We start from the raw sequence: 15,892 nt of genomic DNA, 5'->3' as shown, positions 1-15,892 counted from the left end.
GTGACATAGGCAGCATGGGCTGATCCCCTTGCTCTGGGGGTTGGTATCAGACGTCCGGCAAGGAGTAGACGATGACCGAATACGGGACCGTCCAGGTCGAACACCACCAGTTCCTGATCTCCACCACCGACGCCGACCCCACCGACGTCGCCGCGGAAGGAACACTGATCTGGACCGGCCCCGGATTCGTTTCCATATTGACCGGCATTGCCTGTGGCCCTGCCACCCTAATTCTCGACCCGGCTGCGGAGTCCGTAGTCGAACTCGGCGGGTGGGAGGCCGTGGAAGAGACTGTCATCGAGGCCGACGCATCACTGCAGGTTATGACGATCGGTGGTGACCTCGTCGACACGTTCGGTGCCATCGCCGCAGGGCGGTACCGGGTTCGAGTCCACGCTCGCGGCCGCGACACCCACTACGACCTCGTCGTCACCGAGCCACGTGAGGAATACCTGGTCCAGCTCACCACCACGAGTGAGGTCGTTGGCGGACTGACCCGACTCTGCAAGACCGACAGCGTCCACGAGCCCTCCATCACCGAGGCCGCGGCAGAAAGAACAGTTCCGCGTCTCGACGATCTGGTCTACGTCGGCGATCCCGACAGCGGCTGGATCAAAGTCCAAGCCGACAGCCCTGAAGCCCACGCCACCTACGCCGCACGCGGCAAATGGGGCGGCCGACCTCCGTCCGACTACCTGTGTGCAGATCCCCGGCGACTGCACACAGGTTCTTTCGTCGCGGACCTTGACCGCGACCTGGTCGACGAGATCGCTGCCCTCACCGCGGAACAACAACAGGCGCTCGCCCGGTGGTGCACCCGCCGCGCCTTTGAACGGGCAGGGCTGACCGAGTTCGCCGACTTTCGCGCCGCACTCGACGCCATGGACAACGGGACCGCGCCTCCCGCGCCATTCGCGGTCCCATCGCAGCTCGGCGAGCTGGTGAAGAACAACCCTGCCATCCCGCTCACGGTCACCGCCCGCTTCGGCGGTTACGGTGATTCGATCCCCCAGCTCGACGCGACCAGGGCATATATGTACAGCGTCGGAGCCGACGAGGACATCGAGCCGGCTACCAAGGCGTTTGAAGCGTTCCGTTGGACCTCTTTCGCCTTCGGTCAGGACTACCCCGGCCTGATCTCCCGAATCCGCCGAGAGTTCCTCGCCACGCTGTGAGAATTCCTGCCAACCGGAACAACAGGGTCGGGGAATCATGCTTCATCGCCTCCCCAGCAGAACCTCGTCAAGGTCCTGTAGTTCGGGCGCACCGGCCTGCTCGACGCACGCCGGTGGCGAGCGCGCCGCTGGCCGGGGCCGACCAGAAGGCGATCGGTATCGCACGAAACCGGTTGAACACACCGACCGGTAACACAGAGCGGCAGACAAGAACGGTCCAGACAACGCTGGCGAGAGTCAACCGGCTGAAACTTGACGTCCGACACGGGATCGACACGAGTTCAGCAGGAAACGATCGGAATTGTCGGGATAGGTTGGGATGTCAGCTGTCGCCAATCCTGCAGGTAGCGGGCAGTTTTGGGATGTATCGAGGTCAATCGCGAGTACTACGAACCCTATTAGGTGAACAAGGGATCGAATTCCCTTGCTCACCGATGAGCGACGAACGCTCATGGCTAGCCAGCGGTGATCGAAGTCTTCCGCGAAAGCTGGTGTGCGTAGTGGTCGAGTCCCCCTCCGGACACGCACGTTAGCCCCAACAGGGCTGACCTTCAAAGTAGTTCGATGCGCGCGGACCCGATCCCGGCGCCCCTCGCCGACGCCGCCCGCCTCGGTCCCGTTCGCGCCGCAAGCGGGTGCGGCCGAGAGCGAGAGCGACGCGCTCAGTGTCGCCGAGCGCCGCGTGGTGATGCTCGCGGCGGGCGGTCACACCAATCGGGAGATCGCCGCCGAGCTGTTCATCACGGTCAGTACGGTCGAGCAGCATCTGACCCGGGTCTATCGGAAGTTGCAGGTCAAGGGGCGCGGGGATCTCGCCGCCCATCTCACCGGCCTGGGCGACCGGATCAACGGCGCCGAGCTCGCACACTCCCTGCGCGGCAACGATGTCGGGCACCGCGGCGCGGCCTGAGGACCGCGCCGCGGGTTCGCCCGTCAGGCCGGGGCCGGCTGCTTGGGCACCTTGATCACGAACAGGCTGACCAGCAGCGCCGCGGCGGTGAAGATCACCGCGGCGGTCACGGCACTGGACAGGCCGTGCGCGAGGACGTCGTGCGTGCCGGCGTGCTGCCGCGCGCGGTCGGTGCTCGCCGCCTGATACAGGGTGGTCAGAATCGCGACGCCGAGCGAGAGTCCGATCTGCTGGGTCGCCTGGAGCAGGCCGGACGCGGCGCCCATGTCCCGCGGGGCGAGTCCGCCGAGCACCGTCAGGTTCAACGTGACGAAGGCCAGGCTCAGGCCGGCGCCGAGCAGGATGAACGGGCCGAGGACGCCGGTGACGTAGTTGGTCGACTCGTTGGTGGTGGTCAGCCAGATCGCTTCCAGCATCATCAGCACCACACCGGTGAGCAGGACCGGTTTGCGGCCGAAGCGGGCGATCAGCTTCGGCGCCGACTTCGCCACCGCGAATTGGACCAATGCCATGGGCAGGAAGGCGATTCCGGCGACGAGCGGGCTGAAACCGAGCGATTCCTGGATATAGATCGAGAGCAGGATGTAGGTGCCCGCCATCGACGCCATCAACAGCACGAAGGTGAGGTAGGCCCCGGCCCGGACCGGGTCGGCGAGCAGCCGCAACGGCATGATCGGATGGTCGGCGCGGCGTTCGATGTAGACGAACACCCCGAGCAGCACGACACCGACGACGATCGGCACCACGGTGCCCGCCTCGGTCCAGCCGCTGGACCCGTGGGTCAGGCCGTAGACGATGCCGACCATGCCGAGGGTGGACAGGATCGCCCCGAGCACGTCGAATGTGCCGGTGTGGCGCTCGGTTTCGGTGAGGCAGCGCAGGGCCAGGATGATGGTCACCACGCCGATCGGCACATTGATGAAGAACACCAGCCGCCAGCTCAGGGTGGTGAGGATGCCGCCGAGGATCAGGCCGAGGGTGATGCCGAATCCGGTCACCATGGAGAACACCCCGAGCGCGCGGGTGCGTTCGGGCCCCTCGGCGAAGGTGGCCGCGATCATCGACAGGGCGGCGGGCGCGGCGAAGGCGAAGCCGACGCCCTGCAGTGCCCGCGCGGCGATCAGCACGGCCTCGTTCGAGGCGATGCCGCCGAGGATCGAGGCCACGACAACCAAGCCGAGGCCCCAGACGAACATCCGGCGCCTGCCGAGCAGGTCGCTGGCTCGGCCACCGAGCAGCAGTAGGCCGCCGTAGGCCAGCGAATAGGCGCTGAACACCCAGGCCAGTGCCAAGGCGGACATGCCGAGCCCGGATTGGATCTCGGGCAGAGCGATATTGACGACGTTGCTGTCGACAGCGACCATGAGCTGGCAGGTCACGATGACGCCCAACACGATGGACAGGCGACGGTCCTTGGCGGGTCCGGTCGGCAGGTCCTCGTCGGGAGCGCGGGTAACGGGCTGAGTATCTCGGCTGGTCATCGACATCCGTTCGAAGGATTCGGGAGGGACGGTGCGAGCTGCTGTGCAACGCTGCGTTTCGGCTCTACGCTTGTGGACTGAGTCCAGCATAGGGAACACACCGAGTTTCGTCTACAGATGTTGAGCGAGGTCGCGATGACAGTGCATGAACTGGAGGACTCGCCCGCGCGCGTCAGCCGGGCCGAGCGGCGCAGCCAGACCAGGCAGCTGATTCTGGACGCGGCCCGTGAACTCTTCGCCGAACGCGGCTATATCGAGACGACCATCCGGGCCATCGCCCAGCGGGCGGATGTGGACCCGGCGCTGGTGATGCAGCATTTCGGCGCCAAGAGCGCGTTGTTCGACGCGGTGTCGGGCATTCCGGTCACCCTCGACGACGCGCTGGAGGGCCCGCCCGAGGAGCTGGGCGAGCGCCTGCTGCGGCACGCGCTGGCGGATGTGGATCGCAAGGACGACCGGACGATGCCGGTCCTGCGGTCGATGCTGACGCATCCGGAGGCCGCGCACGCGGTGCGCTGCGCGATCATGAATCCGGAGACCAGTCCGTGGACGCGGGTGCTGGTCGGCCCCGACGCGGAGCGACGGTCCGCGCTGATCGGCACGCTCGTGCTCGGCGTCTTGGTGGCGCGCTACATGGTGCACATTCCCGGGGTGTCGGACGCGCCGGCGGAGCGCTTGGTCGAGTTGCTCGGGCCGTGCCTGCGGCCGCTGGTCATGGACGGGATCGCGCCCGAGCAGCCGGAGCCGTGCACCGCCCTGGCCGCGCTGGCCGAGGCTGATGCCGCGCGTCGGGCGGCCGCCGAACGGGTCGACGAGTGCGCCAGATCGGCGCTCGCCGCCGGCGCTTCGTACGGCGATGTGGGTCGATCGGTCGGAATCAGCCGACAGGCGGCGCGCAAGCGGTGGCCGCTGGACGGCATCGCCGATGATGACAACTAAAGTTGTCACACGAGGCTTCGTGGTGCGGTTGGTCGTAGTCGGCGGGAGCCTTTGACAACTCGGGTTGTCGATGGTGTCTGCGGCGGCAGTGCGCCGGGCCCATTCGTACGCCCGTCCGGCACTGCCGCGATACCCCTGACCGAGCCCGTCGCGCGCCCAGTTCTAGGGGACCGAGCGGCGCTCTTAGGGGTGCTCGGCGGCACGACCCCGCTGATGGGGATTCCGCGCAGCGATCGCCACCACATCTTCGAATGGTCCAAGGCGATCGCGGGCCAGACCGACCACGAGCACGGCGGGGCCGAGGCGACCCGCCAAGCGGTCGTGGACATGGCCGGATACGGCGACGCACTCGGCGCCGAGCGGCGGCGTTGCCCGATGGACGACACCGTGACCAAGATGGTCAGCGCCGACGACAAAGGCAATCAGCTGACCCCGGAGGAATTCCAGGCGTTCTTCATCCTGATGACCGTCGCGGGCAACGAAACCACCCGCTACTCGATCGCCGGTGGAGTCGAGGCGTTCGCGCAGTTCCCCGACCAGTGGGCGCGCCTGCAGGCGGACCCGACCCTGGCGCGCACCGCCGCCGAGGAGATCGTGCGCTGGGTGTCGCCGACCAAGGTGTTCCGCCGCACCGCCGTGGTGGACACCGAAGTGGGCGGTCAGCCGATCGGCGCCGGTGACAAGATCATGGCGCACCTGGTGTCGGCGAACCGGGACGAGACGGTGTTCACCGACCCCGAGACCTTCGATATCGGGCGAAACCCCAACCCGCACCTGGGCTTCGGTGGCGGCGGTCCGCACTTCTGCATCGGCAAGCATCTGGCCGTGCTCGAGATCGAGCTGCTGTTCGAGGCGCTGGCGAAGCGGGTCGGCCGGATCGAGATCACCGGTCCGACTCCGCGTCTGCGGTCGTATCACTTCACCGGAATCGTGGAGATGCCGGTCCGCATCGTCGCGCGCTGACCCGTCGCCGCGTATGGGCGGAGGGATGTCTTCCGCCCAGCGGAGATGAGTGATCATCGGGTGGGTCAGTGAACACGCTGCCGAAACCGGACAGGCCGCCACGGTCACCGTTGGGCAGCGGGCCAGCACTCGCTGGTTGTGCCGTTCCTACTTCTGGGGCGTGCCGGGTTCCCCGCTGATGGACTCCTGATAGATGTCCGCGTAGGTACGCGAGTCCTTGACCAGGTCGTCGCAGAAGGCAGCGACATCGTTGCCGATGAGTTCCAGGACTCCCTTGCCTGCCGCGGCACCTCCCTCGAAGAAATCGACAATCTCTGCGAGCAGATGCCCGTCAGACAAGTCGATCGGTCCGACCTTGAAGAGGTACTTCTGCATCTCCTTGTAGACGATCTGGTAGTCCGGTGGGAGTGCCTTGACCCGTGCCATGTGCGCCCGCCACTGCTTCTTGCCCTCGATAATGTCCTGAATGCCCACGTCAGCCTCCCAGCCGGCTCAATTTCCTTGCGACGTTCCTGTTCAACTGCTCGCGCCACCGATCGCGATAGCTCCGGGCCCCTTCCCCGCCGGCCAGCGCCGTGCAGAAGCCCTCGATGTCGTCGCCAACCACCTCGTGGATGCTCTGCCCATCCGCTGCTGTCTCTTCGAGCAGCCCCAGGGCACCGTCGAGGATCGGCATCAGGTTGCGCCCTGTGAAGCCCGCGTAAGGTAAGAGATGGGCTGTGATCTGTCGCCATGCCTCCCGAAAGTCGGCCGGCAATGCCTCGGCCCGGGTTTCGAACGCTTTCCATTCCCTGGTGAGATCGCTGCCCGTGATGGTCTCCCAGAAGTTCATCTCCCGCCCTCCTTGAGCTTGTCGATTCGCGATGAGAGGTACTCCCATTTCGACCAGAACCTCCCGAGTTCTTCGCGGCCCGCATCATTGAGCGCATAGAACTTGCGCGGCGGACCGATCTCGGAGGGTCGTTTCGTCACCTGGACGAGCCCTTTCTTCTCCAGTCGCACCAGGATCGTGTAGATCGTCCCCTCGATGACGTCGGCGAAGCCGAGGTCGTTCAACCGGCGCGTGATGGCGTACCCGTAGGTCGCCTCGCCGCCGATGATTTCCAGCACGCAGCCCTCGAGCGTGCCCTTCAACATCTCCGTCAAGTCGTCCGTCACAGGCTCCTCCTATCCTCCCGGTACTGCGTAGCACTGAATACCACTATACTGTATCACCGAGTAGCGGGTGGCGGGGATGTTCGACAGATCGGTGCCCGAACTGCGGGATGCCTGCATGGATGGGTCGCCCTGGCCGGCCGTTACTGGTTGGGCGAGTAACCGAGACAGGTCGACGAAGGTCGGCTCGACGCAGGACGACCGCAGCCCACTCAGATATCGACCAAGGCCTTGACTCTTGACCGGTCATCGGCACGTGGTCGGTGGCATGGCGATCCTGTGGCTTGTCCACGAAGCCACGAGTTGTGGATCAGCCCCTGTTCGAGCGTCGCCAACGATTGCTCAGTCTGTCCGGGTGCGAATACCTGCGCCAGCCACTTGTCGAGGGGATCGACGATCTGGTCTTCGCGGAGACAGGCGATCGGGGAGTGGTCGCTCGGCCCCCGGCTCACTCGCGACGGTCGGTGGAGTAGATGTACTCGATGGTGTTGACGGCCAGTCCGTCGTGCGGTCGATCAATTCGGCGCGCGAGGTGTGGAGCATGGCCCACTTCGCCGGCGTCCAGCTCTTCGGGGCGCTGATGGAAACGTCCACCATGTGGCTGGAGGGCGGCCTGGACCTCACCCACCACTAGATCCGCGCCTTCGAGGCGGGCATAGTCCGCGGTCGGGATGATCCGATCCAGGATCTCGTCGCGCCGCTCGGGCGTCATCTTCCCCTTGGCGACGGCCTTGTCGAGCAGCCCGCGCGAGTAGTCCTTGCCCTTCTCGGCGGCCTCGATGCCCAGGTCCTTGAGCAGCACCGTCATTCCGGCAAGAAGCATTTCGGCGTCGGGCGCACCGACGAAGGGGTCAGCCCCGTCTCCATCGAACAGGCCGGTGTGCAGGCCGGGTACCCGGCCGAGGGCAGGCCGGTCTACACGCAGCATGCCACCGGCGTGCTGGCGCGGATGGTCGAGGAACTGGGGCGGGGCGGCCGATCGGCCGGCGCGGGCTTCTACGACTACGACGAGGACGGCAAACGCGGCAAGCTCTGGCCCGGTCTGCGCGAAGCCTTCGGCGGCACCACCGAGATCCCGCTGCGGGAGATGCAGACCGGATGATGATCCGGCAGTCGGTCGACACCGTGCGCTGCTTCGACGAAGGTGTGCTGCGCACCGTCGCCGACGCCGATATCGGCTCGATAGCAGGTCGACGATTTCGGTGAGCGCCCTGGAGTTGTCGGTGCTTCGCAATTGATCGGTGACGGTGGTCAGACCGGTCAGTGCTCCGGCGAGTTCCCGCTCGTGGCCGGCGAAGGTGGTGCTGGTGTTGGACAGGAACTGGCTGAGTTGATCGAGCGTGGCCTGCAGGCCGGGGGCCTGTTCGGCGAGCAGTGCCGACATGGCGGTCATCCGGTCGCTGAAGTCGCGGACCGACTGGTCGTTGTCGGCCAGCATGGTGGTCGGCTCGTTGAGCTCGAGGATGATGGTCGAGAGGGCGTCCTTGTTGTCCAGGCCGACCTTCAACGCCGCGGACAGCGCGTCGAGGGTTTCCCGGATCTTCGCGCCGTTGCCGTTGAGGACGGGATGGAGCACGCGTCCGGACAGCGGGCCGAGTCCTTCCTGTCCGGGTTCGGGGTTCAGCGCTGCCGCGAACTGGTCGATGGTTTTGATCATGGTGTCGAGCTCGACTACCACGCCGTGGAGGTGCTCGTCGCGGAGGCCGGACTGGCCGAAGTGGCCGGTGACTCGGCGGCGGACCCCCAACTGGACGAGCTCGCCGGGGCGGTCGAACGGCTGTTGCTGTTCATGCAGTTCGTGCCTGCCGCCACCCAGATGTTCTTCTTCGAAGCCGTCGGCGCCGGTCCGCGCGTGCGCAGCAGGCGCAACGAGGCCATCGCCGAATTCGTCGAGGTCATCGCGCCGCCACTGCAGGCGGCACGCGCGAAGTATGAGCCCGGATTGCCTCCGCTGAGTATCGGGATCTGTCGCGCGCTCGTCGCGAGCGCCATCGAGCTGATCATCGAATACCTCGCCGATCACGACATGGACGACCTGCATCTACTGGCCCCGCGGTTGGTCGAAATCGTCGAAGCCACAGTGGCTCCCAACTTTGTCGCGGAGACGGCGCGGTCGGCTGATCGGTGAGTCGGCGGTGGTGGTCAGGCGCGTGGAGTCGCCGAGAATGTGTCCGGGTCGGGGCTGGCTACCGGGGGTCGATCAGAGGTCGGCAGTGGGGGCGCGGTCCGGCTCGAGCGCTGCGCTGATGCGCCGATCGATGGCGGCCACGGCGAATTCGCCCCAGCGGATGTTCTCCTGCTCGAAGGCGATACCGCGCAGCAGGGTCAGGTAGGGGCCGATCCGCTCGGCTTCGGCCAGGTAGGCCTGTTCGCTGCGGCCGTTCATCAGGCGTGCGCGCAGCCGCTCGTAGCGGGCGAGCTTGGCCCTGGACCATTCGATCCGTTCGGCGACGGTGGCGCGGACGGCGGGAGCGTCTTCGCTGTCCATGCCTTGCAGTTTGACCATCATCTCGTCGCGGATCGCGGTGGGCTTGGCGGGTTCGGCGAGGAAGGCGTGCAGGGCCGCCCTGCCCGCCGGGGTGATCGTGTGCAGGCGCTTGTTCGGTCGACGTTCCTGCTGGACGAGCCTGGTGGTGATGAGCCCGTCGGCGCTCATCCGTTCGAGTTCCTTGTACAGCTGTTGCGGGGTCGCCATCCAGAAGTTGGCCACCGAGGCGTCGAAACCCTTGGCCAGTTCGTAGCCGGATGCCTCACCTTCCAGCAGGGCCGCCAGCACGGCGTTTCGTAGTGCCATTCATTGAGACTATCACTCTAGGTAACTATTCAATTAGTTGTCCTTTGTTGGGGCTGGACAGCTGCGGCGGTTGTCAGTAGCGTTGCAGCCTACATACCAAAGAAGTTGACTAGGAGTGACATTGAGTACGCACCCCTTTCGTGCTGCCGTGGAGAACCGCGACGAGGCCGCTATCGAGGCTTTGCTGGCCGACGATGTCGTGTTCACCAGCCCGGTGGCGTTCAAGCCCTACCCCGGCAAGGCGATCACCGCGGCGATCCTGCGCGCGGTGATCCGGGTGTTCGAGGACTTCCACTACGTCCGCGAGATCGCGAGTGCCGACGGCCGCGACCACGCGTTCGTGTTCGCGGCCGCCGTCGACGGGAAGCAGCTCACCGGCTGCGACTTCCTGCACTTCGACGAGAACGGCAAGATCGACGAATTCACCGTGATGGTGCGGCCGCTGTCGGCCGCGACCGCGCTGGCCGCCCGGATGGGCGAGCAGTTCGAACGGATCAAGGCCGAGGCGACCGCGCAGCTCCAGGCCGAGGCGGAGCGGACGTGAACGACTACGACGCTGTCGTCATCGGCGCGGGCAACGCGGGGCTGACCGCGGCGGCCACCCTGCAACGCGCGGGCGCGCGCACCCTGCTGCTGGAACGCCACAACGTGCCCGGCGGCTGCGGAACCTCCTTCCGGCGCGGACGTTTCGAATTCGAGGTCGCGCTGCATCAGCTCTCCGGTGTCGGTGTCGAAGGCCAGCCGATCTCGCTGCGGGAAGGGTTGTTCGCGCAGCTCGACATCAACGACAAGCTGGAATTCGTCCAGGAACACGACCTGTACCGGGCGGTGGTGCCCGGCCGGCTCGATCTGACCCTGCCCGCGGACTGGGACGCGGCGATCGACGCGATCGAGGCCGAGTTCCCTGGCAACCGTGATCGCACGGCCAGGTTCTTCGAGCTGATCAAGCAGGTGACGTTCTGGCAGATCTGCGCCATGCGCGGCATGCCGGCCGAGCAGATCGATGCGGTGCTGTTCACCTATGGATTGCGTCCGCTCGAGGATGTTCTGGCCGAGTTCTTCGATGACGTGCGCATCCGGGTCGCGTTGGGGATGTATTGGACCTACCTGGGTCAGCCGCCGTCGAAACTGCTGTTCCAGGACTTGGCGCTGACATTGTTCGCCTACTTCGAGTTCAAGCCGTGGCACGTGCGTGGCGGATCGCAGGCGATGTCCACCGCGATCCTCGACGCCTTCCTCGCGGCGGGCGGGGAGGTGCGGTTCAACACCGGCGTCGACGCGATTCTCACGCAGTCCGGTCGCGCGTTCGGCGTGCGCCTCGACGACGGGTCGGAGGTCATCGCCTCCGATGTCGTGTCCAACGCGTCGTTGCCCGCGACCTACGGCATGCTCGAGGGCATCGAGCTACCGGCCGCGGTACGAAAGGACATGTCCACCAGGCGGATCGGCGTTTCCGGCTTCGTACTGCACATGGGCTTGGACGCCACCCCGGCCGAACTCGGGTTCACCACCAGCACCACGTTCGTCAACCGCGACACCGACGACGACCGCACGTACAACAGCTGGCGATCCTTCGAGCCCGCGCGCGGAATCTGCGTCAGCTCCTACGATGTCGCCCCGATCGGGTTCGCCCCGGCAGGGGCGAATCACGTGAGCCTGATGACCCTGCAGTACGCCGACAACTGGAAGAATGTCGCGCCCGCGGACTACGCCCGCACCAAGTTCGCGTACGCGGAGTCGCTGCTGGACCTGTGCGAAACCGTCACCCCGGGCATTCGCGACGCCATCGAGGAGGTCGACGTCGCGACCCCGCTCACGATGATGCGCTACCTCGGCCATCCCGGCGGCGCCATCTACGGCTACGACCAGGACGCCACCGAGGGCTGGCTGTTCCGCAACAGCGAACGCGAAACCCACGTCCCCGGTCTGCACCTGGCCGGTTCCTGGGCAGGCATCGGCGGATTCCAGCCCACTCTCGAAGCGGGCGCGCGTGTGGCCCGCCGTCTGCTGCGCCGCAAGGCCTGAAACGGAGCACCCAGTGAATCATCCCCTTGTTCAGCGATTCGATGGCGCGGACGCGATTCTCGCCACGATCGAAACCCGCACCCCCGACACCCGGGACCATCCCGCCGAGACCCGGGCCACCATCGAGACCTATCACCCCAAGCGGCTGAAGCTCGTCGTGGCCGATGTCGTCGAGGAGACCGCGACGACCAAGACCTTCCGGCTCGAAGGACACGATCGGGCCGAGTTGCCGCCGTTCCTGGCCGGCCAGTACGTGAACCTGTTCTTCGGCGGAACCAGCCGGCCGTACGCCATCTCGTCGAGCCCGGCTCGCCTCGACCACTACGACCTGACCGTCCGCCGGGTCCCCGGCGGACGGATCAGCAACTCGCTGCTGGACGCGGTGCGCTTCGGCGACGTGCTGACCACCACCGGCCCGAGGGGGACCTTCCACCACAACCCGCTCTTCCACGGCAACGACCTCGTATTCCTGGCCGGCGGCTCCGGGGTGGCGCCCGCGATGAGCATGATCCGCGAGATCACCGACCTCGGACTCAACCGCACCTTTCATCTCGTCTACGGATCGCGCGATGCCGCCGATGTCATCTTCCGCGACGAGCTGGACGAGCTCGCGGCGATCCACCCCGGCGTCGACGTCGACCATGTCATCGCCGAACCCGACGCGGACTGGACCGGTGCCACCGGATTCCTCACCGCCGACACGATCTCCGCCCTGCTGGGTGAACTCGACGGCCGCATGGCCTACGTGTGTGGACCGCAAGCGCTGTATCCCTTCGCGCTCGACCAGCTCACCGCTCTGGGGCAGCCGCGCAAGCGGATCCGCTTCGAGGCCAACGGCGCGCCCCATGATCCCGCCGCCCAGCCACATTGGCCGGCCGGGGCCGATCCGGCCGACGAAGTGACGGTCACCGTCGGTGCCACATTTTTCCGCACACCCCGTAACCGTCCCTTGTTGGATGCCCTGGAGGACAACGGCATCCGGCCCGAGGCCGCCTGCCGGTCGGGGGAGTGCAGCCTGTGCCGCGTACGGATCGTCAAGGGCCAGGTGCACACCGCCGAGGAGGCCACACTGAGACTGTCCGACGACCGGTTCGGCTACACCCATTCGTGTGTGGCCTACCCGATCACCGATGTCGAGCTCAACCTGTGACCGCGAGCCACTAGCGCAGTGACCGGCGCGACCTCGAGATTCGATCTCTTCGGGGTGCTCGGGCTCGACGGCGGCGACTCCGGCAGCGGGAAAAGGGGGAGTCTCAGCGCCTTTTCAGGGTGCACCTCAGGGTTTTTCCAGGATCCGGCGACGGTGACCGGATTGCTACGGTCCGTGCATGAACCGAGGGAGACCGTCATGACGGCGATCCGTGCGCGCTCCGATTCCGGCCGATCGGCTGTCACCGATGTGGCGTGGTTCTTCGCGATCGCCGTCGCGCTCTGCTACGCGCTGTCGGTTCCGATGGTGTTTCGGCTCGTTCCGGCAGATCTCAACAACCTGATCGTTCCGATCCTGCAGCTGACTCCGCTGCTCGCGGCGATCATCATGTGGCTCGTCCGGCGACCCGGCACGTTCCGGGAGACCTTCGCCACGAGCTGGCACGGCACACTCAGGTGGGCGAGCATCGGCATCGGCCTCATCACCGCGATCGCCGCCGGTCAGGCCGCGATCGCGCTGGCGTGGGGGATCTGGCCGCTCAACCCGCTCGACGAGATCTTGGCGGCGAGCGTCTGGATCGTTCCGGTCTTCGTCCTGCAGTCGGTGTTCGCGGTCGGCGAGGAGTTCGGCTGGCGCGGCTGGTTGGTGACCCGCGCCGCCTCGTGGGGGTTCTGGCCGCTGGCCCTCGTCAGCGGCGCGGTGTGGATCGTCTGGCACCTGCCGGTGATCGCGGTCATCGGTGATCGCCCACCGTGGGACATCGTCATCTATTTCGCGGGCATGCTGCCGTGGGCGCCGCTGTTGCTCGCCCTGCGTTGGCGGTCGGGGAGTGTCTGGCCTGCGGTGCTGACGCACGGCGCGATCAACAGCGTCCGCGTGTACCTGCTGCAATCGGTCCCCGACGCCACCGATCATCTGCTCATCGAAGTGATCGGCTGGGTGCTCACACTCGCCGCCGCGCTGTGGCTGATGCGCCCCGATGTCAGATCGGTTCGTGGCCCGCGGCGACCCGGCCGGCGACGTGGCGGACGTCGCGATGGGAGATGAGCCACTCGCCCTCGTGCTGCGCGAACTCGTCCTGGACCAGTCCTATGACGACCCAGTCGGCCGGTCGCCCGACGTCGATGCTCGAAAACCAGTGCCACACCGTGGCATACGCCGTGAGCAGGGGTGTGTCGCCGTTCCACTCGATGGTGGCCTGCCCGATGACGTGCGCGACCAGGGAGCGTCGCGACTTGGGCACCCGGCTCATGTGCGCGGTGAACTCGTCCCTGCCGTGGAACAGCACCGGTGGGCCCGGCATGATCCGGTACTCGATCAGCGCGTCGGGGGTGAAGCACTCGGAGAACCGCTCACTCTCCCGGGTGTCGGCGATCCGGAAGAACTTGTGGAACGTGCGGAAGATCGCCCGCTCCGCTTCGATGGTGGCGAGGAGGTCGCCCTGCAGTGCGGTCACGTCGGTCCTTTCGCTGTCCGGTCCGCGTCATCGGAGTTGCCACCGCAGACTATCCCAAATCGACCAGAAAAGTTGACTCACTGGTTCAATTCTCTAAACTACCTGTGGCCGAACGGGCGCCTACGACGCTCCTCGTGTGGGACGGACTCGATCGCGCGGGAAAGTGACACCGGTCATGTCCTCGGAGGCCGCCCACAGACGATGGGCGAGGGCGGCGTCGCGTGCCGCGGCCGAGCGGCCGACCACGTCCGGCGCGCCGCGACCCTGCAGGAATCCACTCGGGCCGATGTAGCTGTCGCCCGGGATGTCGGCGACCGCCGCGCACAGCGTGGGTAGCGCACCGTCCTCGTCACTTTGCGCGAGAACGCTCATCACGGCGTTCTGGATGCGTTCGCGCAGACGGGATTTCCCTGTCGGGCGCAAGAGGTTGGTCGCGGCCATCCCGGGGTGGGCCGCGGTCGCGATCATCGGTGAGCCCGCGTCGGTGAGCAGGCGCTGCAGTTCGGTGGTGAACAGCAGGTTGGCGAGTTTGGACTGTCCGTAGGCGGCCATCGCGCGGTAGGGCTTGCGCTCCCAGTTCAGGTCGTCGAAGTCGAGCGATCCCGCTCGGTGGCCGTTGGAGGAGACCGTGACGACTCGTCGGCGGATCCGCGGAAGCAGCAGATTGGTCAGCGCGAAGTGGCCCAGATGATTGGTGCCGAACTGCATTTCGAATCCGTCGGCGGTGCGTGAGAGCGGGGGGATCATCACCCCGGCGTTGTTGACGAGGATGTCGACGGGCTCGTCGGTCTGTTCGGCGAAGGCGCGCACCGAGGCGAGATCGGCGAGATCCAGCCGGCGGACCGTCACGTCCCCGGTCATGTCCGCGGCGGCCAGGTGCCCCTTGTCGGGATCGCGGACGGCGAGCACGACCCGGGCGCCCGCGGCGGAAAGCGCCCGGGCGGCGGCACGCCCGATGCCGGAGTTGGCTCCGGTGATGACGACCGTGTGTCCGGCCAGGGCGGAGAGGTGCGATCGATCAAATGTTTCCATGGGTTACAAAGTAAACACTGGAAACAATGTCGTCAACGGAAACATCGCCCGGTACGATCGGCCCCGTGCCCGAGACGATCGACAACCGGCCCTATCACCACGGGAATCTGCCCACGGCCATGCTCGCGGCGGCGGAGCGGGCGCTGCGCGAGGGTGGTCAAGCCCGGCTGACGCTGCGTGATCTGGCCAAGGAGGTCGGGGTCAGCCATACCGCGCCGCGTCGGCATTTCGGCAACCTCCAAGGGCTGCTCGATGCCCTCGCCGAAACTGGTTTCGCCCGCTTACATGCCGCGTTGAGCACGGCGCTGGCCGCGGCCGACCACGAATTCGCGGCTCGCGTCCGGGCCGCGATGGCGGCCTACATCGGCTTCGCCACCGACAACGCGGCACTGCTGGAACTGATGTACTCCAGCAAACACCGGCCCGACGCGACCCGCATCGCCGCCGCGGCGGAGGCGCCCTTCGGGCTGCTGAATTCCGTGATCGTCGAAGGTCAGCAGACCGGCCACCTCCGCGCGGGTCCGTCGGAACGGGTCGGCATCGTCCTGTTCGCCACCATGCAGGGCATCGCTGCCCTGGTCAACGGCAGTTTCGTGGCCCCGGAACTGCTCGACGGGCTGATCGACGACGCCGCCGAGCAGTTCCTCCAGGGCAACCGCCCGACACGTCGAACGCGTCGCGCCGAGATGCTCGGCGCGACGCGGGCGGGGCGGCGGGAGAGCCCTAGGCGCTCGCGACGGCGACCTGCCGGGCCGTAGTGTCCCGCTCACCGCGCACCGGTCTTCTCCGGTGGTCGAGGGGTGTGCGAGCAT

17 protein-coding genes are annotated in these 15,892 nt (G+C 66.6%); 9 read left to right on the top strand and 8 right to left on the bottom strand.

Features of this window, described 5'->3' with window-relative positions; translation table 11 throughout:
- The first annotated feature begins 71 nt into the window (after window positions 1-71).
- Entirely contained in the window at window positions 72-1,175 is a 1,104-nt protein-coding gene (locus AB0H56_RS17110) for a hypothetical protein (RefSeq protein ID WP_357163654.1), read from the top strand.
- 493 nt (window positions 1,176-1,668) lie between these two features.
- The gene (locus AB0H56_RS17105; RefSeq protein ID WP_357163651.1) at window positions 1,669-2,085 is read left to right on the top strand and encodes a helix-turn-helix transcriptional regulator; all 417 of its coding nucleotides are present in this window, start codon (window positions 1,669-1,671) and stop codon (window positions 2,083-2,085) included.
- A 23-nt stretch (window positions 2,086-2,108) separates the two neighbouring features.
- On the opposite strand, the gene AB0H56_RS17100 is transcribed toward AB0H56_RS17105, so the two are convergent.
- The gene (locus AB0H56_RS17100) at window positions 2,109-3,566 is read right to left on the bottom strand and encodes an MFS transporter (RefSeq protein WP_357163648.1); all 1,458 of its coding nucleotides are present in this window, start codon (window positions 3,564-3,566) and stop codon (window positions 2,109-2,111) included.
- Between the two features lie 135 nt (window positions 3,567-3,701).
- Here AB0H56_RS17100 and AB0H56_RS17095 point away from each other — a divergent pair, with 135 nt between their 5' ends.
- A complete protein-coding gene (locus tag AB0H56_RS17095) occupies window positions 3,702-4,505 on the top strand; it encodes a TetR family transcriptional regulator (protein ID WP_357163645.1) in 804 nt (267 codons plus the stop codon).
- 213 nt (window positions 4,506-4,718) lie between these two features.
- The gene (locus AB0H56_RS17090; RefSeq protein ID WP_357163642.1) at window positions 4,719-5,468 is read left to right on the top strand and encodes a cytochrome P450; all 750 of its coding nucleotides are present in this window, start codon (window positions 4,719-4,721) and stop codon (window positions 5,466-5,468) included.
- Window positions 5,469-5,615: 147 nt separating this feature from the next.
- Here the strand turns inward: AB0H56_RS17090 and AB0H56_RS17085 are convergent, their stop codons facing one another.
- From AB0H56_RS17085 to AB0H56_RS17065, 5 genes are all read right to left on the bottom strand, one after another.
- Window positions 5,616-5,942, bottom strand: coding sequence for a DUF1048 domain-containing protein (locus AB0H56_RS17085; protein ID WP_357163639.1), 327 nt, complete (start codon window positions 5,940-5,942; stop codon window positions 5,616-5,618).
- A 1-nt stretch (window position 5,943) separates the two neighbouring features.
- A complete protein-coding gene (locus AB0H56_RS17080) occupies window positions 5,944-6,300 on the bottom strand; it encodes a DUF1048 domain-containing protein (protein ID WP_357163636.1) in 357 nt (118 codons plus the stop codon).
- Window positions 6,297-6,626 carry a PadR family transcriptional regulator gene (locus AB0H56_RS17075; protein WP_357163633.1) on the bottom strand — a complete coding sequence of 110 codons (330 nt, stop codon included), beginning with the start codon at window positions 6,624-6,626 and terminating at the stop codon, window positions 6,297-6,299. The genes AB0H56_RS17080 and AB0H56_RS17075 overlap by 4 nt, the downstream gene beginning before the upstream one ends.
- 445 nt (window positions 6,627-7,071) lie before the next feature.
- The gene (locus tag AB0H56_RS17070) at window positions 7,072-8,664 is read right to left on the bottom strand and encodes a 3-hydroxyacyl-CoA dehydrogenase NAD-binding domain-containing protein (protein ID WP_357163630.1); all 1,593 of its coding nucleotides are present in this window, start codon (window positions 8,662-8,664) and stop codon (window positions 7,072-7,074) included.
- Between the two features lie 159 nt (window positions 8,665-8,823).
- Window positions 8,824-9,417, bottom strand: coding sequence for a PadR family transcriptional regulator (locus AB0H56_RS17065; protein WP_357163627.1), 594 nt, complete (start codon window positions 9,415-9,417; stop codon window positions 8,824-8,826).
- A 121-nt stretch (window positions 9,418-9,538) separates the two neighbouring features.
- On the opposite strand from AB0H56_RS17065, the gene AB0H56_RS17060 reads away from it, so the two are divergent.
- The 4 genes from AB0H56_RS17060 (at window position 9,539) to AB0H56_RS17045 (ending at window position 13,639) form a co-directional block, all read left to right on the top strand.
- Window positions 9,539-9,961, top strand: coding sequence for a nuclear transport factor 2 family protein (locus tag AB0H56_RS17060; RefSeq protein WP_357163624.1), 423 nt, complete (start codon window positions 9,539-9,541; stop codon window positions 9,959-9,961).
- Window positions 9,958-11,442: an NAD(P)/FAD-dependent oxidoreductase gene (locus AB0H56_RS17055; protein WP_357163621.1), complete on the top strand. Its 1,485-nt coding sequence runs from the start codon at window positions 9,958-9,960 to the stop codon at window positions 11,440-11,442. Before AB0H56_RS17060 ends, AB0H56_RS17055 begins: the two co-directional genes overlap by 4 nt.
- A 13-nt stretch (window positions 11,443-11,455) precedes the next feature.
- Window positions 11,456-12,592 carry a 2Fe-2S iron-sulfur cluster-binding protein gene (locus AB0H56_RS17050; RefSeq protein ID WP_357163618.1) on the top strand — a complete coding sequence of 379 codons (1,137 nt, stop codon included), beginning with the start codon at window positions 11,456-11,458 and terminating at the stop codon, window positions 12,590-12,592.
- Between the two features lie 198 nt (window positions 12,593-12,790).
- Window positions 12,791-13,639, top strand: a complete 849-nt coding sequence (locus tag AB0H56_RS17045; protein WP_357163615.1) for a CPBP family intramembrane glutamic endopeptidase — start codon at window positions 12,791-12,793, stop codon at window positions 13,637-13,639.
- Here AB0H56_RS17045 and AB0H56_RS17040 read toward each other — a convergent pair.
- Complete coding sequence (locus AB0H56_RS17040; protein WP_357163612.1) at window positions 13,575-14,048, bottom strand: nuclear transport factor 2 family protein; 474 nt, start codon at window positions 14,046-14,048, stop codon at window positions 13,575-13,577. The two genes, AB0H56_RS17045 and AB0H56_RS17040, sit on opposite strands and share 65 nt — an antisense overlap.
- 120 nt (window positions 14,049-14,168) lie before the next feature.
- Window positions 14,169-15,080, bottom strand: coding sequence for an oxidoreductase (locus AB0H56_RS17035; RefSeq protein ID WP_357163609.1), 912 nt, complete (start codon window positions 15,078-15,080; stop codon window positions 14,169-14,171).
- Between the two features lie 65 nt (window positions 15,081-15,145).
- On the opposite strand from AB0H56_RS17035, the gene AB0H56_RS17030 reads away from it, so the two are divergent.
- Window positions 15,146-15,838, top strand: coding sequence for a TetR/AcrR family transcriptional regulator (locus AB0H56_RS17030; protein ID WP_357163606.1), 693 nt, complete (start codon window positions 15,146-15,148; stop codon window positions 15,836-15,838).
- The last annotated feature ends 54 nt before the right edge of the window (window positions 15,839-15,892 follow it).

The sequence above is a fragment of the Nocardia sp. NPDC050717 genome, from assembly GCF_040654275.1.
Taxonomy (GTDB): Bacteria; Actinomycetota; Actinomycetes; order Mycobacteriales; family Mycobacteriaceae; genus Nocardia.
Note: the sequence above shows the minus strand (reverse complement) of the source record. Positions and strands in the feature narration are given on the sequence as shown.

What these genes read in the sequence shown, in the direction of transcription:
- AB0H56_RS17070 (WP_357163630.1), bottom strand. Translation starts at nt 8,664, where the DNA reads ATGCAGGTCGTCCATGTCGTGATCGGCGAGGTATTCGATGATCAGCTC.
- AB0H56_RS17080 (WP_357163636.1), bottom strand. Translation starts at nt 6,300, where the DNA reads ATGAACTTCTGGGAGACCATCACGGGCAGCGATCTCACCAGGGAATGG.
- AB0H56_RS17095 (WP_357163645.1), top strand. Translation starts at nt 3,702, where the DNA reads ATGACAGTGCATGAACTGGAGGACTCGCCCGCGCGCGTCAGCCGGGCC.
- AB0H56_RS17090 (WP_357163642.1), top strand. Translation starts at nt 4,719, where the DNA reads ATGGGGATTCCGCGCAGCGATCGCCACCACATCTTCGAATGGTCCAAG.
- AB0H56_RS17045 (WP_357163615.1), top strand. Translation starts at nt 12,791, where the DNA reads ATGACGGCGATCCGTGCGCGCTCCGATTCCGGCCGATCGGCTGTCACC.
- AB0H56_RS17110 (WP_357163654.1), top strand. Translation starts at nt 72, where the DNA reads ATGACCGAATACGGGACCGTCCAGGTCGAACACCACCAGTTCCTGATC.
- AB0H56_RS17065 (WP_357163627.1), bottom strand. Translation starts at nt 9,417, where the DNA reads ATGGCACTACGAAACGCCGTGCTGGCGGCCCTGCTGGAAGGTGAGGCA.
- AB0H56_RS17100 (WP_357163648.1), bottom strand. Translation starts at nt 3,566, where the DNA reads ATGACCAGCCGAGATACTCAGCCCGTTACCCGCGCTCCCGACGAGGAC.
- AB0H56_RS17035 (WP_357163609.1), bottom strand. Translation starts at nt 15,080, where the DNA reads ATGGAAACATTTGATCGATCGCACCTCTCCGCCCTGGCCGGACACACG.